We start from the raw sequence: 21,405 nt of genomic DNA on the forward strand, positions 1-21,405 counted from the left end.
CGGCATTCATCTTTGTTCCAGCATATGCACGGCCATAGCCTGTCGTTCCTGTATGACAACCTACAAAACCACCGATTTCAACCGGGTGGGAGGTGCGATCGGAAGACCTTCCGCCCAATCGTTCCACACTTCATGGGAGGTCACCTGCTTAGGAATAATAAATCCCCAAGCAGTACAAGCATAATGTGATACAAATGCTCTCTTTGCCCCCTGATCGAGCTGATAGATCGTCCCGTCCTCCGCTATTACAACTTTCCCATCCTTGAACAGATCCCCCTTGATCGCTGCCAGCTCTGCTTCTCCATACTCAGATCCCGTTGGAATCTGCAGTAATTCAATGACGGACAATTGAACAGCAGATGCGATCATCGCCTCGTCCCTTATTCGGGTGGATACAGGATGCTTCACGCCATGCTGCATCCAGAATAGCTTCCCGCTGGCGCTTCTGATCCAGGTATGTGTTGGAAAGAAATCAGCCGCCTGATAAGGGGCAGCGGTCGATTCCTTGACCCTGCTTCGTACCCTTTCATAGCGATCCCCCCATTTCTGTGTGTAGAACCGCCCGTTCCTGTCATTCACAGCAGAAAATTGCTTCTCGCCAAGCCCCTTCATCGTCACGCTTCCAATATGGTGGACAAAAGTATCGCCGGCAATTCGCATCCTTTTGCCTTGCAAGCGTAAGCGCAAATTCCAGTCATCATCCTCGAAGTTCCCGACTTCATACCCCTCATCGAGGTATCCTACCTGTTCAAAGGTGCTGCGCTTCATTAGAATACAGAAGCCTACAAGGCGACTCGTATCCCGCCATTTGCCAGGATCACGGCGATTATAGGCAGCTGCAAATCGAGGCATTTCGGATATTTCATGATAGGGAACATCTATTTTCTGCTCCCCACTAATGTAATTCGTAACCGGACCTACAGCCGCCGTATCGGGACTTTCATACAGGCAGGCCAGCATCTGGGTTAACCATCCTTCTGTAACAAATACGTCATTGTTCAGGAGTACGATCGTCTGTCCTCTGGCCATCATAAGTCCGGTATTAATCGCTTGTGCGAAGCCTAGATTAGACGAATGCGCCGCAATACGAAGTGAACCTCTACGACGACGCAATGCCTCCACCGTTCCATCCTGTGATCCATTATCAACAATAATAATTTCATAGGGTGACACGGTATGGGCTTCTATATAATCCACACATTGAAGCAGTAATTGCTTCTGATTATAAGTCGGAATGATGATGCTAGTTCCCTCGAACCAGGTACCAAATGTCTCTTTACCGGATTTAAAACCCTTGTCGTAACCCGTACGATATCCCCGCCGGAAATCGGCTTTACGGGCCGTATGTCTGGTATTCCGCAAGAAGCTACCTCCTCCTCTCATGTGAGCGACAACTCACCTGAAGTGATTTTATCCGCCAGATGCCCCATGTCTAGAGCAGCCTTCCCCAACTCATTAGCGATTCTTGCACATAGAATGACAGCTGCAATACCGGCCGATACAAATGCAATATCGAATTCGATATGTGCGATCTGATTCATCACCCGCTGAATATCAGTGACACCGAGCACCGGAGCGATTATTCCTTGAACCTGAATCCCCAGAGATCGCAAATGCTTGGCCAAGCCAGGAGCCTCATTGCCAATCAGCAGAACTCTGCGCCCAGTCAGCAGTTGTCTCAGCCTTCCCTCTTCGTTGAGAGCATAGTTAACGGTAGACGAGGTCATCTTCAGGCTTCGATAATTGATTCCGAAATATCGCAATACCGGGAACAATAACCCTTGATAGGAAGGATGTCGTGACTCAGGGATACCGACGATGCTTGCACTGGAAATTGCCTTAGCTAATTCCAACCGCACACGGGAATCAGGAAGGTTCACTCCTGCATATGGCAAAAAGCTTCCCCAGCGCCTCACCTCTTCTATAGACATAACCGTATCATGGGCTAAGGTTAGTAGTTCTCCATCACCAAGGCGTACTAATGAGAAGGGCCTAGCGTTCTTAATCGCTTCTGCCAGCTCTTGAGAGACATCGACAGTTGTGAGGATCGGTATTAAAGATCCAGTCAGGCTCTGTATTCCAGCTTGTATAACATCATCCACTGTCAACTCTGGCAGCACCATCTGATTCGGTAACCATTTCTCTACCTTGGCCTCTCCCCCATCATACAATCCTTGTCGATAGCCTTCCTCATAGGGTAAAGCGTCGATATTTTGCCGTATCCCGACCCGATCCGGAAGAACGGAAGCCCGTAAGGGTATCTTGGTCGACTTGGATATCCTATGGTCCTTCACCGCCTCATTCTTGCCGTCAATCGGCGCTGGCAACATTCTTCTCATCCTGTTCTTCCTATACTTCTCAGTCATTTTGCTCATCCCTAGTGTCCCAGGGGATGAGCTTATAGACTGGCGGTGGTGCTTCCCCCAACTCTGCCTTGTCTTATCCGTTCCGCTCCACAAATACGAGCCGGTCCGTCTCCGCCAATGTCTACGCCATGACATCCGTCTCCTTCGTGCCGGCGGTCCGTCATGCACGAGACCCGCTTGACGAGGTATTCTCCTGATTTTCCGACTTCTGCCGGCTGTTCGGAATTGATACCCTCTGACCGACATCCTATTCGCTCCTCTCCAAGCAGGCTGGACTATTCTTCAGTAACCTCATTGGCAACTTGAATAAGAAATCGCTTCTGCCCTTGAATCAGGGCAGTACCCCTCTCATATATACTTCAGCTTCACGCAGAGATTCCGGTGTACCTGCATCTCCCCACCACAGCTTCAATATGTCATACTCCAGCTTGCCTTGTTCCGCGTACCGATTGTTCACATCCGTAATCTCCAGTTCACCTCGGGCCGAGCGGGTGATGCCCTTAATCATGCTGAATACCGTGTAGTCATACATATATATTCCTGTTACGGAATACCTCGACTTCGGATGCTTCGGCTTCTCCTCAATATACGAAATCAGCCCAGGCTGATTCGGATCGAAGACAGGAACTCCGTAGCGTCTAGGATCATCCACAGGTTTAAGCAGAACTCTTGCTCCACTGTGCTGCTGCTTGAACTTCTCTACATAGGGTGTAAGATCATCGAGGAATAAGTTGTCTCCAAGCAATACGACGAATTTCTCTCCGGGCGTTATAAATCCTTCTGCCAATTCCAACGCTTCGGCGATTCCTCCGGCGGATTCCTGGATTCGGAAATTCAGCTTTACACCGTAGTTCTCCCCGCTTCCAAAAAAATCGGCATAAAGGCCTGCCGACTGCTTGCCGATAACCATGAGAATATCAGTGATTCCGGCCTGGCGCAGCCGTTCTATGCCATAGCAGACCATAGGATATCTCCCGACCGGAAGCAGGTGCTTATTCACCAATCGGGTCAGCGGGTACAGTCGTGTTCCGGTGCCTCCCGCCAAAATCACACCTTTCATTGGCTCCCCTCCTTAATTCAACTCATCTATATAAACTGCCAAGGGTCTATGCCCCATTTCTCGATAAACAATCCTCGGTTCCTCTCGATCAGAGGGTTCCATCCATCAGGATGATGCTGTCTAAAGCTGGCGCTTCCGGCGTGGTGGACTAGTGTATCCCCGGATATCATAAGACGATATCCACGCCGTCTAGCTCTATAGCAATAATCATCATCTTCATAGTGTCCTGGTGAGAATCGCTCATCGAGCTGACCGAGCTCAGTGAACAGCTTCCGCTTGAACATGAGACACATTCCGACGAGCCTTGGCACCTCCTGCCATCGCTCAGGGTTAGACTGATTATATTGCTCCGCAAGAGCGTAATACTCCGCCAGTCCCTCCCATTGAATATCCACCTGCTGCCTCCCACTACAATAATTTGTTACGGGTCCGACCATTCCGATGTCTTGTGAACTATACAGTGTTATTAACATATTGCTAAGCCACCGTGGTGAGACGATCACGTCATTATTAAGCAAGAGAAGCTGATCACCCGATGCAATGCTTAGCCCTCGATTGCAGGCTGCCGGAAAGCCTGTGTTATCAGGCATGGCTACAACAATAAGCCCTTCACGCAATCCGTATTCCGCAGTCCCGTCGCTCGATCCGTTATCTACGATAATGATCTCATAGGGTACCTCCGTGAAGCGACGAATCGCCTCTACACATGGAATCAATAAATGCAGACCGTTATAGGTAGGAATAATGATACTGGTTAGACCGAACTTGCTCAACGTCTATTCCTCACTTTCGCAAGCTCACTGCGAGTCATCCGCGTAAATTTCAACCGCGGACCATAAATCTCCATCACTTCCGCCAATGCCTCTATATGATCGCCAAGGATTAGTCCGGCTACCGAATTGGCCGGACCTGTATTTGTGCTGCGAATTCGGTTATTCTTCACCACATTCACCGAATACGGCGCCGTTACAGTTAATCCGCGAACTAAGGCAAGTGCATGTGCCTTGGGAGGGACGGTCAGGCTGGCATGACCTAATGCATCGATAGCTCTGCGAGATAGAGCATGTGGAACAGCAGTGAGCGAGTTAGCTAATAAATCCGTGCGTCCAAGCGACATATTTAGAAACATCTTGCTATACGTCACACTATCCTGCTTCATGAATGAAGGCAGGAACGGTGTAATGTCATTGAGAGCCACATCGCTCCCTTGCTCAATAGCTACTAGAAAGGCCCCGAGATCCTCCGCAGGTAGCGCCATATCCCCATCCACGAACAGAACCGTATCCTTAGCAGTCACCGCGGCACCAAGGGCTCTCCCCACATCATGGCCGAGCCGTTCCGGATAGTTCAGCTTAATAAGACGAGGATCATGTTCCATAGCTGTGAAGCTCCCGTCACTGCAGCCATTCAGTACCACCACAATCTCCCCGAAGGGTAAGCGCATAAGCTGCGCCAGTACCGCATTTAAAGTCCCTCTCTCATTGCTGGCTACAACTACAGCTGCTGTCGTCCTTCTAAGTGGGAGTGGGATATAATGACACAGCAGGCTGTCTCCCGCAGCATAACCATGCGCAAAAGCTGTGGAAATACGGAGTGTTGGGGAATATTTCCTTTGTGTTCCCGCCGCGTGTTCCAAGTACCATGAATTAAAGCTCTGCTGCATGTGATTACAGGAGCGTTCGCTCTCACTCTTGCCGGCGGCTGCCTCTCTTCCGCCTTGCAAAGCCAGCCGTTCCAGCCAGTCTGAACCATATGACCGCGCTTCCGCTCGAGTAGCGTTTGCCTCGTGGAACACCTTCTTCGGCCTAACAGTATACCCTTTTCTTCTGTTGCGTCTGGCTATATTATCCCGTCGGTTTTTACCTTCACCAGCTGCATGCATTCTTCCCATTCGCATACTATCACCTCACCTTGCCCCGTAGTCGGTTCAAGTCACTGTAACCTCCACGTTTCCCCCGTTCCTGAATCAGCCAATGCACCGCATCCAGATGGTCGCCAACCACAAGCGAGGCTAGCGGGTCGGACCTTCCCACTCTCCGGCGCACAGGATTCATGCTCCCCACCGCGACGGTATTCGCGATTTGGATATTCAATCCCCTAATCGCTGCGACTGTATGGGCCAGTGGAGGAATCTCTAGCAGCTTAGGGCCTATTATGGCAAGAGCCTGACGGCTGAGCGCATGAGGTACAGCTGTCATTGAGGCGCCATGGAGATCTGGGCGGGACAGCCAAGCATTCAGCGAGTATTTCGCTAACACGACAGGATGAGCCATTTGTCTGCCAACTGAACCGGAATACCCGTTCAAGGCTACGTCTACACCGGATAATACAGCCCTGACGAAAGGTCGCAGCTCAGCAGCCGAAATAACCATATCCCCATCCATGAACAACAGAACCTGCCCTCTGGCTGCTTCCGCACCGATACGTCGTCCAACATCATGCCCGAGCGGGTCGGCAAAGCGAATAACCCTCGCCCCAACTGCGGCGGCGATCTCAGCCGTTCCGTCCGTCGATCCATTTGCAACGACAATCGTCTCGCTGCATGGATGAACTTTACTAGCTTCACGCAGTACGGAGGGCAGCCGCGCTCTCTCATTCATGGCCGGAATAATTATAGAAACCATAGGATCGCGATGATTAACGATCTTCGGCAGCTTTGGCCTTGAAGCCTGTTTTCTGGTACTTGGGACCAAGCCTCTCTTCCTTCTTCTGATCAAGCCTGCACCTCCCCGTCTTGTTGTACCAGTCTATATAAAACAGTGTATGTGAGTGTGAAATAGACGCAACGGCAAATGTACATTCATGTAAATATGCAAAAAAATAGCGCGTAAGCTCCTTACGCACCCTTCATACAATTCTATTCGACTCCCCTCATTAATTGTCCCCAACGATCCGCGGTATGCTTCCAGCGGAATCTACTGCGAGCGAGTTCACGCCCCGCGCACCCCATTACCCGGCGTACCTCTTCATGATTAAGCAAATAAGATACATACTCAGCGAGTCCTTGCTGGAGAGAACCGGGCGGAAGCAGATATCCGGACTGTCCATCGGCTACAATCTCCGGAATCCCCCCGGTGTTGGTGGCAATAACCGGTATTGCTGCGGCCATCGCCTCGACATTTACTAATCCAAAGGCCTCTTCCTCACCGGAGGGAACGACAACGACATCGGCCAAATTATAGCAATCAGCAACTCGGGGATACTCAATATATGGAAGGAAGACGATATGATCTTGATATGGCTCAGCCAGCTTCTTCAGCCTCCGAACGTAGGCGGTCTCACGCTCGGCCCCATAAAATGCACTGCCTACAATAACTAGCATTGCATCCGGTACGCACTTCTGAATCGTTGGCCAAGCACTCAAAATATGATGTACGCCTTTGGCTGGCAGCAGCCTGCCTACATAGAGAACAACCTTGCGGTTCTCCCAACCGAAATCAGCCAATCTGGCCTGGCGGAGCGATTCTCCGAGTGGAGTCCAGCGAGGTATGAAATCTTCCAGGCTGACCCCTAACGGATTTACTAGGATCGGAACCTGCAGACCCGGGAATCGAAGCAACAGCTCTGAGCGCAAATACTCGCTATTCACGACGATACCATCTACCCGATTCAGCCAGCGGGAAGTCTCAGACAGAGGACTATAGGTCGTACTAATAAATGTTGTAGAATGGAGCGTCAATAGAACACGAGTGAACGGGAGTTTGCTCTTGATTTGATAAGCTAATCTAGGGCGGTTATGCACATCTATAGTATCCGGATGCCATTTACGGAGGTGCTGGAGGATCGACTGTAAGTAACGGTTCCCACCTGGCAGACGAAAACACGGAACACGGCCCACCATGCCAAAGTTCGGAAGCTGCCTGTCGGACAGCCCAAATATGCGAATATTCAATTGATCTGACGCAAGCGGTACTACCTTCTCAATCACTCTCTCAACCGAGCTGCTCCTGCCTGATGGAATAATGAAGGAGCCGGGAGTAATCACTGCTACCTTAGGGCGCTCCAATACAGACTTAGATCCCCGTTCTGTCACGATGATACTGTTCATCTCCAAACCCTCCGCATGAATCTCTTCAAGTCCACTTTTGATCACGAAGTAACACTGAGAGCTATTCGACATCGAATCTTGAATTCAGCCGGGCCTTCCGGTGCTCACGTACCCACTACAAGCAAATGCTTACGAAGTCGTTTTCTCCGAAAATGTGTAGCTCCGCTCCTCACGCCCTAGCTTCATCCAACCTTCTCGGTGCTGAAAACTGGACTTTTTGAACACGCACTTATAGATAAATATACGACCTTACTCTGTAAAATGTGCATAAAGGCAACGTCAATAAAACAGGCTGTTGCCGCAGAACAGTCGTCCACGCTTTCGGGTCAGGCCAACATAGAGTGTAAAAGAAGCCTCAAGTAGGAAGGAGGAACACTATGGGACCAGACCACGTCGGAATCCTGCTTAATTCCAGCATGTTTCGTGGTATTCCCACAAGACGTACCGGTCAGGAATCGATAAATAATTACGAGGAAGTCGCCAAGGAATTCGATCTCACCCCCTGTTTCCTCCGCTTGGGCGATATCGATCTGAAACAGGGGAAGTGCATCGCCTATATCTACAACGGCCGGGAATATGCCAAAGCTATCATTCCTATCCCCAAGGTGATTCATAACCGGGCTCTCTACTCAGATCCGGCCGCCCACAGGAATGTCCTCCAGCTCATATCGCAAGGAACAACCGTGTTTAACGCCAACAATCGATATCGTAAGGATCTCATCCACAAATTGCTGTGGGACAATAAGTATCTTCGCAGTTACTTACCGGTCTCTGTCCCAGCGACATCTTCCGGACTGCAGCAAATGATGGAGCTATACTCCGACCTCATTCTCAAGCCAGTACGCGGATCGGTGGGTCACGGAATCATACGATTACGAAAAGGAACCAAAGGCTGGGAAATCATTCATTATTCCTTACGCCAAAAAAGCTGGATCAAAGCGCGTCTATATCCGGGAGATCTGCCAAAATGGCTTGAAAAATTGCTTGCCCGTACACCTTATTTCATACAGGAACGTATTCCCTTGCTGGAATACAATAACAGGCCGCTCGATCTTCGTGTCACTGTCCAGAAAGGGATTAACGGTACCTGGAATGTTACCGGTCTGTTCGCCAAGGTTGCCCCCACGGGCAGCTTTATCTCCAACATTGCCAAGGGAGGGACGGCATACCCGGCTCCTGTGCTGCTGGGCAACCTGCTGCCTGCCCCTATCGTCGCTGGCGTCTTGGCTCAGGTTAAATCTCTGTCCTTATCAATCGCTTCAGAGTTATCCGCCAACTTACCGCAGTTAGCCGACCTAGGGCTGGACATCGGACTTACGGATAATGGACGCCCTTACTTTATAGAATGCAACGGACGGGATCAACGCTACGGATTTCGCAAAGCGGAAATGACAAATATCTGGAAGGACACTTATCGGACTCCAATAGCCTACGCAAGGTATTTACTGAATCATCAGAAATGGACAGAAAGCGAAAGAATAAAGTAGAACCTAAATCGATTAGACGCAGCGTTTACTATCTGCTAATTCGAACATTAATAAGGAGCTATCCCTAAAGTAGTACTTACTACTAGGGACAGCTCCTTCCTGCATTAACGTGCATCTATTCATAACTGGTATCTTACATCATCTACACCGAAAGGCGGCAGTAGAAGCGACATTATTAGCGCAGCTCCAACAGTGGCACTTAGTAAGAGAGCAACCCAATAATCATTCCTAGAGTACTCTGAGGGGTAATAGTAGCTTCTTCTTCCTTTCCCATCAAAAGCTTTCGTCTCCATCGCCACCGCAACCCGGTGGGCCCTCCTGATTCCTTGGACAAGCAACGGAACGATATACAGCTTAAGGCCACCGATCCATTTCATCCCTCCGCGTAAGGAGCGGGCTCCACGAATTTTCAAGGCGTTACGGCGAATTTGCAGTTCCTCCCACACCATGGGCAGCAGCCTGATCGAAGCCATGAAGCTATAAGCAAATTTAGGCGGCAGCTTCGCCTTCTGCATCAAGGCATAGAACAGAGCGACCGGCGGAGTTGTCAGTACAAACAATAGGCCTTCCGAAGCAAACGTTACAGCCTTGAACCCGATGTGTATGCCGCGATAGAAGCTCTCCTGGGAAATCTGGATCAGTCCCCATGCCCACCAGATTGTATCTCCCTTGCCAAACAGAATCATTGTTGAAGAGGAGGCTAGGAAGACGATTAGGAACGGCGTCATCATCATTGATATTTTCCAGAGTCTATGTCCACTGAAGAACACTAGCAATAGCAGAAAGCAAGTCATCTGGTAAAAGATGAAATCAAGCCGATGTGTGAAGAGCGTCAGCATAAATAGCGCAATCATACAAATCAGCTTAGCGACTGGATTCGCGCGATGAAATAGATTAACACGACGTGGAATTAAAAAATCATTCATGCCCCATCTACGCCCCTATCGCTCCGCTTTCGCTTAGCCATTGTCTCTCCCCGTTTGGTCAACCTTCTCTCCACAAGTTGCCCATTCATTACTCTCCATTCCAAGGTCGCTATCGTGTCGGCCAGCTTCTCCTCATGCGTGATCATCACAATTGCGGTTCCCTGCCTGCGAAGTTCCTCGCACAAGCTTAGAATCGTGAAGGTGCTCACCGCATCCTGACCAAAAGTCGGCTCATCCAGTAGCAGCACCGACTTATTCAGTACTGTCGCTCCAGCCACACTTAGGCGCCGCTTCTGACCCAACGAGAGCTGATAGGGATGACGGTGCTCCATTCCCTCTAATCCGAACTGCCCAATCGCCTGCCTTACTAGGGATAAAATGTTGTCTTTGTCATATCCCTCTTCATATAGTGAGAAAGCAATTTCCTCGCTCACATGATCAGCCAGGAACTGCATCTCTGGATTCTGAAATACAAAGCCAATCTTCCGAGCAGCCTTCTCGGTCCGTCTCTTCTTCGCCTTGTCTCCGCTCATATCAATCCCCTGCAGCCTGTAGGTTCCATCTGTAGGCAGGAGACCCATTAAGCTGAGCAATAATGAACTCTTCCCTGCACCATTTGGCCCTGTAATCACGATGAAGTCTCCAGGATATATCTCGGCTTGCTCCACTTCAATCACAGCTCTCCGCTGTCTGTAGCCGTGAAATTGCTTCAACTCAATCAGCGGATCTGCCAAGGAGGAACACGGGACATCCTCAGGGAGACTCAGAAGTTTCTCCCCGTCCCGGGACATGAAGAAGACTTCCCATACCCCAGGGTACCAGATGCCGAATTGCTCCAATTGTTCATGGAAGGAGGCAAACAGCTTCATTGGAGGATCCTGCCCGAGAATTTGTCCGTCTGGGCCAAACAGTACTACATTGTCCACAAGCCCAATCATTTCTTCAATCCGATGCTCAACAATAACTAGCGTTCGCCCTTCAGCGATAGAATGAATGGCCTCCCATATCTGCTTGCGTCCTTCGGGATCAAGCAATGCGGAAGGCTCATCCAAGAACAGGACTTCAGGATCGGCAAGAAGCACCGAAGCAAGCGCCAGTCGCTGCTTCATTCCTTGCGACAGTGAATTAATCGGAACATGTAGATCCTCAAAGAACAAGCCTACCTGATCCAGAGCCTGCCTCATCCGTGTCTCCATCTCTTCCCTGGGAATACATAGATTCTCCAGCACGAAGGCCAGTTCTTCATCTATGTAGGGCATACAGAACTGCGTATCCGGATCCTGAAACAACACGCCTCTCGATTCAGGAACGATTCTCTCCTTAAACCGCATCGGTACCTCGACCATCTCAGGCATGATCCCGCTCAGCACCTGGAGCAAAGTAGACTTGCCGCAGCCGCTGGGTCCTAGCAATAGCACCTTCTCACCGCGCCGGACTGAGAGGGACAAGTCCTTGAATACGAATGCAGCTTCCTCTGGGAACTTCAGACGAAGGTCTTGCACCCCCAAAATGATATCGGGTACCACAGACGCTTGCTCACCAACCTCAATATCAGACTCTGCAATCACATTTGCATAAGATGTGTTCATCATTAATCATCCAACGCCGCCAGATCTTTGGATTCGACAGGACGAAGCAGATTGGTTACCCCTGTTCGCTCGACTGCTTTGGCCAAGCTGTAGGCCAGGAACCCAGCGATTACGACCGAGCTGACGGCACGCATCGAATATTTGGCAATGAACATCCACGGCGCATAATCTCCAACATATCCATAGAAAATGTCCGGAATCAGCGAGCCAATCGATGCAGCAAGACCTGCCAGACCCGCAACTGGCGCGGAGAAATTACGGTAGCGGAATGCTGCAAATATGAGCTCTGCGGCAAGCCCCTGAAGCAGACTATAGACAAGCAGCTGAATTCCCCAAGCGCTGCCGAATAGAACCTCTACGTGCGCGGCTGCAACTTCGGCAATCAGCGCCACACCCGGCTTGCGAATCAATAGAAATACAAGTGTCGAAGCGATGAACCACATGCCGTACACCAGTTCATCCGCCTGAAAGAACAGCGGAGATAGGAGTCCGTAGACCGAGCTCCACAAATGATACACTACTCCGAGTACGACCGAGATTAGCACCGTCACCAGAAGATCGCTAAGCTTCAGTCCTTTTTTTCCCTCTTGCAAGTTGACCTCTACCATTACCTATCACTCCTTAATAAATTTATTGCGGGGATATTCCGTCTAGAGAACAACAAAAAAACCGGCTGAATAAGCTCAGTCGGTTGTATAGTCCCAGTATGCAGACATGATGAGTCCACAAAATAAGCATGAACAGGACGATAGATTCTCTACGCTGGCATTATCCAGATCAGATTAACGGTCTGCAGCGGAGTATGCTGCCATCTCAGCCTGATTCACTCAAGCCCCCGTATCCCTATGCAATTAACATTACAATACACCACATGTTTCCAAGTTCGCAAGCATCAATTACAATATTTTTATATTTATTGCTTTCACTCTTATTCTATGTCAAGATAACGAAAGTAGATTGCGGCAGTTCCAACTGCCCTTCACCTATGGGAGGAAATAACAATTGGCTACCAAATGGATGATATGGATGACAGAGCTATCCTCGCGCAAATCGGTTTGCCGGCTGACTGGCCGCTTTTCCCATTCCAAATGGAGCAGGTTCGTCATTCCACGCTTTGCTAAAGCTTATGGAATCACCCTGGATGAAGCTGAGAAAGAAATCAAAGAATACCGCACTTTGAATGAATTCTTTACGCGTAGGCTCAAGCAGGGGATGCGCCCGATTTGTCAGGAGCCAGGCGGTGTCGTAAGCCCAGTTGATGCGCTTATTACTGCCATGGGAAAGATCCAATCCAGTACGATTCTGAACGTAAAAGGACAGGACTATTCCATTGATGAACTGCTTAACCACTCACCGAGGAGCGAGGCTTACCGCAATGGTTATGCCTATGTGCTCTATCTCAGCCCAACCGACTATCATCGCATTCATGTGCCTGTCGGTGGACGCAAGCTGGAAAGCGAGCACATACCGGGAAGAGTATATCCCGTGAATGACTTCGGCATGACCAATATGCGTTCTGTACTCAGCCGCAACGAGCGGCTCATCACATATATTTCCCATCAATACGGGGAGACCGCCGTCGTAAAAGTCGGAGCCATGAATGTCAGCAGCATCAAATATGTCGATAACGACGCCAAAGAGTGGGAGCGCGGCGATGAGCTGGCCTATTTTGAATTCGGCTCCACCGTGGTTCTCCTGATGCAGAAGAACTTCCATCCGTTGTCCGGCCTGGACGTGGGAAGTAAAGTCAAAGTCGGGACCCTGCTCGGACATTTCCACAATTCTGAGTCGAGTCACTGATCGTTTAGACAAGAAATAACCTGAGTACGACTCAGGTTATTTCTTGTTAACTTTATTTTCAATCCCGTACGGATCATCTTATTTCAGAAGGACTTTTCCCCGTATACTGCTTGAATTGACGGCTGAAGAAAAATATGTCCCTATACCCCAAAGCATCGGCCACTTCAGTTACATTCATGCCTGCATGCAAGAGCAGATGCTGTGCGCGGTCAATCCTGCATTTGATGATATAGGTCTGCACGGACATGCCGATAATCTCTTTGAATTTGATCGAAAAATAGCGTGCTGATAATCCGGCCCGAGCGGCCAAATCCTCGACTTTATGCGGCAATCCGGGATGCTGAAGAACATAATTAGCCACCTCATGGATGACCTCGACCAGCTGATTGCTCACTTTCTTCTCCCGGGGTACCTCACGCTCCTCGCGCAGCAAGTAGATGAGAAGTTGCTTCAGGATCAAGCGAGCCTCCTCCTCCGCTCCATAAGCATTTACCAGGAACAAGCGTACATAGCGAGACAGCATATATTCAAAATCAAGGGTATTGTCCAGTACCCGATAAGATTTGGGCACCTCCATTACAGGTTCATCAATGTCAAAATGAATATATGTAAGCACTAGTGGCCGTTGTGGATTATGCGTCGCTGTCGGATGATCGCCTTTACGAAACAAGAAGCAGCTTCCTTTACTCACTTGAAAGGGCTGGTTGTTCAGGACGACGTTCCCTTCCCCGCTCCACACATAGAATAAATCATAGTTCTCCAGCGCTTTATCTCGCTTGCGCCACTTCCAGTTAGGTTCGCATACAATTTTGGCAAAAGCCGGCTTCAGAATAAAAGATGATGGTGAAACGTGAAGCATGTCCTTCCCTCCCCCCAAAAAATATTTCTTGTAAGAGGTTGTTCAAAAAGTCCGCTTTTGATAAGAAAACCAATCGAGGCAAATTCAAGGCTGAGCGACCGTGACGCAGAGGAGGTTTTCTTGTGATATAGAATTTCATGCTTCCGAAGTCGTTTTCTACGAAAACGTGTAGCTCCACTCCTCAGACCCTAACTTCATTCAAGCTGTAGCGTTCGAAGAAACGCACATCGGAAGCATAAGCTTCGGTGCTGAAAACCGACCTTTTTGAACACACACTTGTAAGTATTATACTCATTTTGTTGCCTGTTGAACATCTTCAAACTGTCCTATTTCCCCGAGGAATAGAAGGAAATCATTCGTGACGGCTTATGTTGTAAATGATATAATGTAAGGCAGTCTAAAACAGTCGCTTTTGATCACGAAGTGAATCAAGAGGTTAACTCGACATCGAATCTTGAATTCAGCCGGGTCTAAGCAGATGCTTACGAAGTCATGTTTCCTACAGAAACATCTCAGGTGCTCACGTACAAACTACAAGCAAATGCTTCTGAGGTCGTTTTCTACGAAAACGTGTAGCTCCGCTCCTCAGACCCTAGCTTTATCCAGCTGAAGCGTTTTGAAAAAACGCACATCGGAAGCATAAGCTTCGGTGCTGAAAACCGACCTTTTGAACTTCTTAACTATAGAAACAATAAAATAAACGATCGGAAGGATGGAACGAGAATGAGCCTGAATCCACTTGCAGAGCAGTTGAACCAGACCTTACAGCAAAGCTATGTTTATCACATGTTATCTCAGTTGGGTAAGGAGATTTATTTCCCGAAGGAAGGAATCCTGAGCCAATCGGCTGAAGCATCCGCAGGAGCTAAGAAGTATAATGCGACAATCGGTATCGCAACCGAGAATGGCATCCCTATGCATCTTGCAGCTATTCAAGACACCTTGTCCGCCTATAAACCGCAGGATTTATACCCTTATGCACCGCCTGCGGGTAAACCGGAATTGCGTAAATTATGGCGTGAGAAGATGATCGAGGAGAATCCTGCAATTGGCGGTAAGAGCTTCGGTAGCCCGGTGGTTACTAATGCGCTTACACATGGTCTGAGCGTAGTTGCCGATCTGTTCGTGGATGAAGGCGATGCCGTCATTTACCCAGATAAAAATTGGGAGAATTATGAGCTGACCTTCGGCATCCGCCGCCATGCTCATATTATCAACTACCCCCTCTTCACCGAAGATATGAAGTTCAACAGTGCTGGCCTTCGCGAGGCTCTGCTAGCGCAACGAGACAAAGGCAAGGCGATCGTTATCCTCAATTTCCCGAACAACCCGACAGGCTACACACCGGGAGCTAAGGAAGGCCAAGAGATCGTGTCTGCAATCCATGAAGCTGCCGAAGCCGGTATCAATGTCGTTGCCGTTACGGACGACGCCTATTTCGGCTTGTTCTTCGAAGAATCGATGACAGAATCTCTGTTCGGCAAGCTTGCTGGTCTTCATCCGCGAATTCTTCCGATCAAGGTGGACGGAGCCACGAAAGAAGAGTATGTATGGGGCTTCAGAGTTGGCTTTATTACCTTTGCGAACGATAATGCTGATGTCCTTGCCGCATTAGAGCAGAAGACAACAGGCATTATTCGCGCCACGATCTCTAGCGGTTCGCATCCTTCGCAGACCTTCATCCTTCAAGCGCTCAAATCGCCTGATTTCCATGCGCAGAAGGAAGAGAAATTCCAGATCATGAAGATACGCGCCAATAAGGTGAAAACGCTGCTCGATAGTGGAAACTACGGAGATGTGTGGGATTACTATCCCTTCAATTCCGGATACTTTATGTGTCTGAAGCTAAAGACGGTAAATGCAGAAGCACTGCGTCAGCATCTGATTCGCGAGTATGGCGTCGGCACGATCGCGCTTGGCGATACCGATTTGCGAATCGCTTTCTCCTGCATCGGCGAAGAGAATCTTGAGGATTTGTTCAATCTGATCTACAAAGGGGTTATGGACCTACAGGCTTAGATCCATTTTTACGGAGACCACCGATACATTCGCCCAAGCACATTCCCGGCTATAGTCATACCATACATTGTATAAATTATCTTCTTAATCAGAAAGGGGAATTGTACATGAGCGGAGTTATCGAAGAAGGAAGAGGCGGATTCGGTGGTCTGTGGACCAGTACTGGAGTTATTCTCGTGCTCTTTATCCTGCTTGTCATTGTTAGCCGTACATTTATCTAACCCGACCATACCTTCAAGTAATTCAACAGGCCAGCCGGCATATCGCCGCTGGCCTATTGTTCATTTTGAACTTCCTTATATTATTCGTCTTCGTCTTTCCATTTCTTGATCCAGGTAGATCTTAATCCAAATACCATAAGTACAGCGATCACAAGACTCAGCAGGACCCACATTAAATTGTCCATCCACGACGCTGCCGCTAGAGGAATCCACATCAGAACCGTCAGTACCAAGAGCAAGCGCGATGCAAGGCGAATTGCCTCTGTCTTATGGGCTCCAGTTGGAAGCGGATAGAAGGCCGTAGCCGGGGAATCAGCATGCATTTGGTGCAGTGAAGTAAGCTGGGTAGCGATCAGAAATGTAAAGAACAGATACAGCCCGATCCCGATCCAGCTTGCACCGTTCCAGCCGGTGAGTACCATCCCCAACAATGTCAATCTCGCTACAATCCCTAACAATTCACTACGTATGAACGTCTTCGTAATCAAGAAGCGGTACGCGGTAGAACGCTGCCAAGGCATTCTGTTGCCTACAGCAGACAGCCAGCGTCTTCGAATCACCTTCTGTCCGTCAGCTGGAACCTCAACAAACCATCCCAGCCACATCATAACTTTGGACGCCCCTATCTTCTCCGCCTCGATCAGATTGTCCCATGCCACCGCATGCCTCATCGGGAAGCGCAGAGCCAATACATAATTGACGCTGACTAGCAGCATAAAGATTAGGCTTTTCCAGGCGGGCTGCCATAACCAGGCGGCCAGCATAAGAAGGATGACGCACCAACGAAGCAGGCGATAGCCCATTCTGGCCCGGGCTGTTGTCATTCTAAGCTCCTGCCAAGATCCATAGGCACTGAGTACCTTAAGCAAAAGCAGGACGAGCAAGACCATCCAGAGCGGTTTGGCATCCACTCCGCCGAGGATGTATAACGGCCAGACAAGCACTAAGATGAGAAATAAGCCGATCAGCTTGTAGATAACTCCGCTGCGGTGGGCCGGCGACAAATATTGCTTCATGTCGGCTTCCCTCGGTAGCAGAAAGATAATATCAGCCGGTTGCATATAGGTACGAAAACCGGAAAAAACCGTCATCGGACCGAGCAAGAGCAGCATAATCCACAGGACCGGCAGTCCTGGCGGGATATTTTGCAGAAAATTAGTGTACCAGGCTGCAAAGGCGATCAACAGCAATAAGAACAGAACGGCAACGCCGCTCTGAATGACATATGGCACAAACGGGAGCACTTTGCTCCAAAACGAAGATTTGCGCTTTCGGCGCAGCTCCTGAAGTTCCATCTTCTAATCTCCGCCTTTAACTAAAGAATAGAAAATGTCTTCCAGCGCAGCCCCCGGCAGCTTGGCCTGCTCTGCAATCTCGGCAAGCGTCCCCTGGGCGATGACCTCCCCCCGGTGTAGCACAATGAAGCGATCGCAATAGTTCTCAATCGTGGACAAGATATGAGAGCTGAGCAGAATCGACGAGCCCTGGGCCCGCATCTCCATCATGAAGTCCAGCAAAGAGCGAATCCCCAGCGGGTCCAGCCCCAGAAACGGCTCATCAATGATATAGAGCGGCGGTCTGGCTACGAAGGCGCACATAATCATGACCTTCTGCTTCATCCCTTTGGACAAATGCATGGACAGGCTATCCGCTTTCTCCTCCATATTGAAGAGCTTCAGCAGCCTTGCTGCCCTCTCTTCATAATCTTCCTTTGATACGTTATAAGCTCTGGCCGCAAATTCCAGATGCTCACGCACCGTCAATTCCTCGTATAGTAGCGGAGATTCCGGTACAAAAGCGAGTGAAGATTGGTACGCCTCCGAATTCTCCCCCCTGGTCTTCCCCTGGACGGTGATTCCGCCACGGTGAGGCGACATCAGGCCCAGAATATGCTTCATCGTCGTGCTCTTGCCTGCACCGTTCAGACCGATTAAGCCGACCATTTCACCCTTGTTCACGGTGAACTGAACATCATGTAATACCGGACGTCCTATACTGTAACCGCCGCTTAGTTCCTCCACTTGCAATACGGGTGTCTCACTCATCGATGAATCCCCCCTTTAACATTCATGGATTAATGATTGTTTTGCTTATCCTTAAGCCATTTCGGCGCCCCTTTATTCTTTCGATCCTGGTCGCGGGCTTTCTTGCGGGCAGGAGCTGGCGCCGACTTGCTCGGCCGGTTCCCCGAGGTCTCCTTGGCCTTGGCTGGACGTCTCGGCTGTCCGGACTCCGAGATACGAGCTGAGTCAATACTCCGCTCTTTTCCTTTGGCTGTTTGTCTACCAGTAGTCGCACTGCTTCTCGTTCCAGGAAACGCGTCACCTTCAACAATCTGTCCCTTATATAAATTGCGCGGCGTTATCTCGATACCTAATTCACGCGAGAACTTACGCATGATGAATTCTTCCTTGGACGAGACGAGTGAGACTGCCAGACCAGAGCGCCCCATGCGTCCAGTACGGCCGACACGGTGAACGTAATGATCTGCATCAATCGGCGGATCAAGGTTGATTACCAATGTCAGATTCTCGACATCAAGGCCGCGAGCGGCGACATCACTGGCAACGAGCAAGCGAATCTTGCCTTCCCTGAACCGGCGCAGCGTTACGCTGCGCACCGTCTTGTCCGCATCACCATAGAGCGCTCCCGCACTTAAGCCAACATAGTTCATCTTCGCCTCAACCTCGGCGATATCGGTTGTATTGTTAATAAATACGATGGCCCGCTCGGGATTAAAGTGACGGACAATCCGCCGCAGCATATCGATCTTATCCCGGTCTTCACACTTGAAGTAAAGATGCTCCAGACTTCGCGAAGTCCGCTGCTCCGGCTCGATGCCTACCTCAATAGGCTCCTTCATTTCCCGCCCTGCCAGAGCGCGAATATGCTCGTCAATCGTTGCCGACAGGAACAGCAGCTGTCGGTCGCGGAGAGTACCGCGCAAAATCCGCTCTACATCGGCCGTCCCGCCGAGCTTGAACATTTGGTCAACCTCATCCACAACGACCGTCCGTAAGGTATGCAGCTTAAGCTTCTTCATTTCAACAATCTCGCGAATTCGCCCTGGAGTACCGACCACAAGTTGAGGATGCAGACGCAGCCGTTCCAGCTGTCTCTTAATCGCTGCACCACCAATCAGAGCTTGGACTGTAATTCCCAGCGCTTCCCCGTATTTCTCAGCCTCGCGCTGAATCTGCATGGCCAGTTCCTGCGTAGGCGCAAGAATAAGACCCTGCAGCGTCTTATCAGGAGTCATCTTCTCTAGCATTGGCAGCAAATAAGCCAATGTCTTGCCGGTGCCCGTCTGGGACTGGGCAAGCACATCACGGCCATCCAGAGCTGCCGGAATGCATTCCTCCTGTACCGGAGTCGGCTGCTGAATTCCATAATCAGCTAGCTTCCCCGCAAGTTTCTCGCCTATTCCGAGGCCTGTAAAAGTTGTATTAGACATTTTTTTCATCCTTATCATTAAATACTTGTTCAAATCATTTTGTTAGAGATAGTGAATTTGCAAACAACCTCTTCCTTGTCATTATTTCCATTATATGCGATAACAGTAGAACACAACAAATGGTCGCTTCAAGATACAAAAGCCGGCTGCTGCCAGCCGGCTCAATAGCTCACTTATTTCTTATTCAGCATACTATAGCTCAAGCGGTCCGCAAGTCTTGGAAACAGCTGATACAGCTTGATTCCTGCTGCCGCCATCCTTGGCAGATTCACTTCTGCCTTCCGCTTCTCAATCGCTGACACCATCGCCTTGGCGACCCGTTCCGGCTTCATCATGAACCACTTCACATTGTTCACGTAATGACCTTCTGGATCGGCAATGCTGAAGAACGGAGTGTCGATCGGTCCCGGATTAATCGTCGTGACCTGAATTCCATGCTCGCGGAGCTCCTGACGCAATGAATTGCTAAAGCCCAACACCGCATGCTTTGTCGCCGAATAAGCCGTTGACTTGGACGTTCCAAGCTTCCCGGCCATGGAAGCCACATTCACAATGATTCCGCTTCCTGCTTTCTTCATATGGGGAAGCACAGCCTTGGTACAGCGTACGATTCCCATATAGTTCACATTCATCATTTCTGCGAACTCCGTTACAGGCATGTCCTCACAATATTCGAACTTCCCGTAGCCGGCATTATTAACGAGGCAATCAATATGTCCAAATTCCTTAATCACCTGTTCAAAAGCGGCCTGAACCGATTCATCCTGACTTACATCGAGTTCGAGCATTCGGCAAGGCCCCATCATTCCAGTGCTTACGCTCTGCAATTTATGTAATGATCTCGCAGCGATCACAACCGTTGCTCCCCGCTCCGACAGCATCTGCGCCGTCAATGCACCGATACCACTAGAAGCTCCCGTTACAACGATCACTTTATTATTCAGCGTCATGGTTATTCAACTCCTAGCTTCTATTATATGCCAGGCTCTACCTCTCATGAAACCATGACTTGTATATCCAGTTCGCCAATCCCTTCCATTAATAACGGGATACATAAAGCCTTACGTACCGGTAGGTCATTCTGCCCGGTCTTGATGACGCGGGGTGGAGTAATATCTACAACAATCCCTTGATTTGACAAAATTGTACTCGCATTGCCGCTAATCATATTTCCAAGCTCTGAGATCGCGCTCTGTCCCATCTCATCCATTTCCGTTAATACGAACCCGCCCATCATTGCCGATACGATCCGCAGAGCTACGCTCTCCTGTAGTCCAAAGACAACCATACCGCTAAAATGACCACTCATATCAATCTGAATCCAAATCTGATCCCGGGCAGGCACTACGTCCTTAATCCCCAAATTGCCTGTAGAAGGGCTAATCTGTACTACTTGTTCAATCACAGACCGAGCTGACTCAAGAAAAGGATTTATCATTTCCGCTTTCACTATTTGGTCCCCTTTTCACAGAAAGTTAATCGATACTAAAGTCCCGTAATTTGATTAAATTTATTATACTTTATTACCAGATATAAGTCATTATAAATTGAATTATGCTGAATGAACTAGATCTTT

At 49.4% G+C, this 21,405-nt stretch carries 21 protein-coding genes and 1 riboswitch; of the genes, 4 read left to right on the forward strand and 17 right to left on the reverse strand.

The genetic code is table 11. The features are described from left to right. Positions 1 to 60: 60 nt before the first annotated feature. From ABD014_RS15255 to ABD014_RS15290, 8 genes are all read right to left on the reverse strand, one after another. Positions 61 to 1,362, reverse strand: coding sequence for a glycosyltransferase family 2 protein (locus tag ABD014_RS15255; protein WP_343862585.1), 1,302 nt, complete (start codon positions 1,360 to 1,362; stop codon positions 61 to 63). A gap of 17 nt (positions 1,363 to 1,379) precedes the next feature. Continuing rightward, the gene (locus ABD014_RS15260) at positions 1,380 to 2,339 is read right to left on the reverse strand and encodes a GT-D fold domain-containing protein (protein WP_343862587.1); all 960 of its coding nucleotides are present in this window, start codon (positions 2,337 to 2,339) and stop codon (positions 1,380 to 1,382) included. Between the two features lie 59 nt (positions 2,340 to 2,398). Continuing rightward, positions 2,399 to 2,530 (reverse strand): hypothetical protein, encoded by a 132-nt coding sequence (locus ABD014_RS15265; protein ID WP_343862589.1) that lies wholly within the window; start codon positions 2,528 to 2,530, stop codon positions 2,399 to 2,401. A gap of 167 nt (positions 2,531 to 2,697) precedes the next feature. Next, positions 2,698 to 3,426, reverse strand: coding sequence for a sugar phosphate nucleotidyltransferase (locus ABD014_RS15270; protein ID WP_343862592.1), 729 nt, complete (start codon positions 3,424 to 3,426; stop codon positions 2,698 to 2,700). 26 nt (positions 3,427 to 3,452) lie between these two features. Further along, positions 3,453 to 4,199 (reverse strand): glycosyltransferase family 2 protein, encoded by a 747-nt coding sequence (locus ABD014_RS15275; RefSeq protein WP_343862594.1) that lies wholly within the window; start codon positions 4,197 to 4,199, stop codon positions 3,453 to 3,455. After that, entirely contained in the window at positions 4,196 to 5,317 is a 1,122-nt protein-coding gene (locus ABD014_RS15280; RefSeq protein WP_343862596.1) for a glycosyltransferase, read from the reverse strand. The genes ABD014_RS15275 and ABD014_RS15280 overlap by 4 nt, the downstream gene beginning before the upstream one ends. A gap of 10 nt (positions 5,318 to 5,327) precedes the next feature. After that, positions 5,328 to 6,143, reverse strand: coding sequence for a glycosyltransferase family 2 protein (locus ABD014_RS15285; RefSeq protein ID WP_343862598.1), 816 nt, complete (start codon positions 6,141 to 6,143; stop codon positions 5,328 to 5,330). Between the two features lie 140 nt (positions 6,144 to 6,283). Next, positions 6,284 to 7,474, reverse strand: coding sequence for a glycosyltransferase family 4 protein (locus ABD014_RS15290; protein WP_343862600.1), 1,191 nt, complete (start codon positions 7,472 to 7,474; stop codon positions 6,284 to 6,286). A gap of 377 nt (positions 7,475 to 7,851) precedes the next feature. Here ABD014_RS15290 and ABD014_RS15295 point away from each other — a divergent pair, with 377 nt between their 5' ends. Next, entirely contained in the window at positions 7,852 to 8,961 is a 1,110-nt protein-coding gene (locus tag ABD014_RS15295) for a YheC/YheD family endospore coat-associated protein (protein ID WP_343862602.1), read from the forward strand. A 119-nt stretch (positions 8,962 to 9,080) separates the two neighbouring features. On the opposite strand, the gene ABD014_RS15300 is transcribed toward ABD014_RS15295, so the two are convergent. The 3 genes from ABD014_RS15300 to ABD014_RS15310 are packed head-to-tail and all read right to left on the reverse strand — an operon-like array spanning position 9,081 to position 12,084. After that, positions 9,081 to 9,887 carry an energy-coupling factor transporter transmembrane component T family protein gene (locus ABD014_RS15300; RefSeq protein WP_343862604.1) on the reverse strand — a complete coding sequence of 269 codons (807 nt, stop codon included), beginning with the start codon at positions 9,885 to 9,887 and terminating at the stop codon, positions 9,081 to 9,083. Then, a complete protein-coding gene (locus ABD014_RS15305; protein ID WP_343862606.1) occupies positions 9,884 to 11,479 on the reverse strand; it encodes an ABC transporter ATP-binding protein in 1,596 nt (531 codons plus the stop codon). The genes ABD014_RS15300 and ABD014_RS15305 overlap by 4 nt, the downstream gene beginning before the upstream one ends. Next, entirely contained in the window at positions 11,479 to 12,084 is a 606-nt protein-coding gene (locus ABD014_RS15310) for an ECF transporter S component (protein ID WP_343862608.1), read from the reverse strand. Before ABD014_RS15310 ends, ABD014_RS15305 begins: the two co-directional genes overlap by 1 nt. 129 nt (positions 12,085 to 12,213) lie before the next feature. Next, a riboswitch (TPP riboswitch) is annotated at positions 12,214 to 12,325 on the reverse strand. A 153-nt stretch (positions 12,326 to 12,478) separates the two neighbouring features. Here ABD014_RS15310 and asd point away from each other — a divergent pair. Beyond that, on the forward strand, positions 12,479 to 13,276 hold the full coding sequence (gene asd / locus ABD014_RS15315) for an archaetidylserine decarboxylase (protein ID WP_343862610.1): 798 nt from the start codon (positions 12,479 to 12,481) through the stop codon (positions 13,274 to 13,276). Positions 13,277 to 13,349: 73 nt separating this feature from the next. Here asd and ABD014_RS15320 read toward each other — a convergent pair whose 3' ends face one another. Next, positions 13,350 to 14,135: a helix-turn-helix domain-containing protein gene (locus tag ABD014_RS15320; protein WP_343862612.1), complete on the reverse strand. Its 786-nt coding sequence runs from the start codon at positions 14,133 to 14,135 to the stop codon at positions 13,350 to 13,352. A gap of 729 nt (positions 14,136 to 14,864) precedes the next feature. On the opposite strand from ABD014_RS15320, the gene ABD014_RS15325 reads away from it, so the two are divergent. Both ABD014_RS15325 and ABD014_RS15330 read left to right on the forward strand, forming a co-directional pair. Further along, on the forward strand, positions 14,865 to 16,154 hold the full coding sequence (locus tag ABD014_RS15325; protein WP_343862708.1) for an aminotransferase class I/II-fold pyridoxal phosphate-dependent enzyme: 1,290 nt from the start codon (positions 14,865 to 14,867) through the stop codon (positions 16,152 to 16,154). Positions 16,155 to 16,261: 107 nt separating this feature from the next. Continuing rightward, positions 16,262 to 16,375 (forward strand): sporulation protein YjcZ, encoded by a 114-nt coding sequence (locus ABD014_RS15330; protein WP_229716841.1) that lies wholly within the window; start codon positions 16,262 to 16,264, stop codon positions 16,373 to 16,375. Positions 16,376 to 16,455: 80 nt separating this feature from the next. Here the strand turns inward: ABD014_RS15330 and ABD014_RS15335 are convergent, their stop codons facing one another. From ABD014_RS15335 to ABD014_RS15355, 5 genes are all read right to left on the reverse strand, one after another. Then, positions 16,456 to 17,670 carry an ABC transporter permease gene (locus ABD014_RS15335; protein WP_343862617.1) on the reverse strand — a complete coding sequence of 405 codons (1,215 nt, stop codon included), beginning with the start codon at positions 17,668 to 17,670 and terminating at the stop codon, positions 16,456 to 16,458. 3 nt (positions 17,671 to 17,673) lie between these two features. After that, entirely contained in the window at positions 17,674 to 18,420 is a 747-nt protein-coding gene (locus tag ABD014_RS15340; protein ID WP_343862619.1) for an ABC transporter ATP-binding protein, read from the reverse strand. A 29-nt stretch (positions 18,421 to 18,449) separates the two neighbouring features. Continuing rightward, entirely contained in the window at positions 18,450 to 19,829 is a 1,380-nt protein-coding gene (locus ABD014_RS15345; protein ID WP_343862621.1) for a DEAD/DEAH box helicase, read from the reverse strand. A gap of 173 nt (positions 19,830 to 20,002) precedes the next feature. Further along, positions 20,003 to 20,779, reverse strand: coding sequence for an SDR family NAD(P)-dependent oxidoreductase (locus ABD014_RS15350; RefSeq protein ID WP_343862623.1), 777 nt, complete (start codon positions 20,777 to 20,779; stop codon positions 20,003 to 20,005). 44 nt (positions 20,780 to 20,823) lie between these two features. Then, entirely contained in the window at positions 20,824 to 21,279 is a 456-nt protein-coding gene (locus tag ABD014_RS15355) for a chemotaxis protein CheX (RefSeq protein WP_343862625.1), read from the reverse strand. Between the last annotated feature and the right edge of the window lie 126 nt (positions 21,280 to 21,405).

It is taken from the genome of Paenibacillus motobuensis (assembly GCF_039521865.1).
Classification (GTDB): Bacteria; Bacillota; Bacilli; order Paenibacillales; family Paenibacillaceae; genus Fontibacillus; species Fontibacillus motobuensis.

Excerpts from the sequence above, each read along its gene's own strand:
- ABD014_RS15265 (WP_343862589.1), bottom strand. The coding sequence starts at position 2,530 with ATGACGGACCGCCGGCACGAAGGAGACGGATGTCATGGCGTAGACATT.
- ABD014_RS15335 (WP_343862617.1), bottom strand. The coding sequence starts at position 17,670 with ATGGAACTTCAGGAGCTGCGCCGAAAGCGCAAATCTTCGTTTTGGAGC.
- ABD014_RS15295 (WP_343862602.1), top strand. The coding sequence starts at position 7,852 with ATGGGACCAGACCACGTCGGAATCCTGCTTAATTCCAGCATGTTTCGT.
- ABD014_RS15320 (WP_343862612.1), bottom strand. The coding sequence starts at position 14,135 with ATGCTTCACGTTTCACCATCATCTTTTATTCTGAAGCCGGCTTTTGCC.
- ABD014_RS15270 (WP_343862592.1), bottom strand. The coding sequence starts at position 3,426 with ATGAAAGGTGTGATTTTGGCGGGAGGCACCGGAACACGACTGTACCCG.
- ABD014_RS15340 (WP_343862619.1), bottom strand. The coding sequence starts at position 18,420 with ATGAGTGAGACACCCGTATTGCAAGTGGAGGAACTAAGCGGCGGTTAC.
- ABD014_RS15260 (WP_343862587.1), bottom strand. The coding sequence starts at position 2,339 with ATGAGAAGAATGTTGCCAGCGCCGATTGACGGCAAGAATGAGGCGGTG.
- ABD014_RS15280 (WP_343862596.1), bottom strand. The coding sequence starts at position 5,317 with ATGGGAAGAATGCATGCAGCTGGTGAAGGTAAAAACCGACGGGATAAT.
- ABD014_RS15310 (WP_343862608.1), bottom strand. The coding sequence starts at position 12,084 with ATGGTAGAGGTCAACTTGCAAGAGGGAAAAAAAGGACTGAAGCTTAGC.
- ABD014_RS15305 (WP_343862606.1), bottom strand. The coding sequence starts at position 11,479 with ATGATGAACACATCTTATGCAAATGTGATTGCAGAGTCTGATATTGAG.
- ABD014_RS15345 (WP_343862621.1), bottom strand. The coding sequence starts at position 19,829 with ATGTCTAATACAACTTTTACAGGCCTCGGAATAGGCGAGAAACTTGCG.
- ABD014_RS15300 (WP_343862604.1), bottom strand. The coding sequence starts at position 9,887 with ATGAATGATTTTTTAATTCCACGTCGTGTTAATCTATTTCATCGCGCG.
- ABD014_RS15330 (WP_229716841.1), top strand. The coding sequence starts at position 16,262 with ATGAGCGGAGTTATCGAAGAAGGAAGAGGCGGATTCGGTGGTCTGTGG.
- ABD014_RS15350 (WP_343862623.1), bottom strand. The coding sequence starts at position 20,779 with ATGACGCTGAATAATAAAGTGATCGTTGTAACGGGAGCTTCTAGTGGT.
- ABD014_RS15290 (WP_343862600.1), bottom strand. The coding sequence starts at position 7,474 with ATGAACAGTATCATCGTGACAGAACGGGGATCTAAGTCTGTATTGGAG.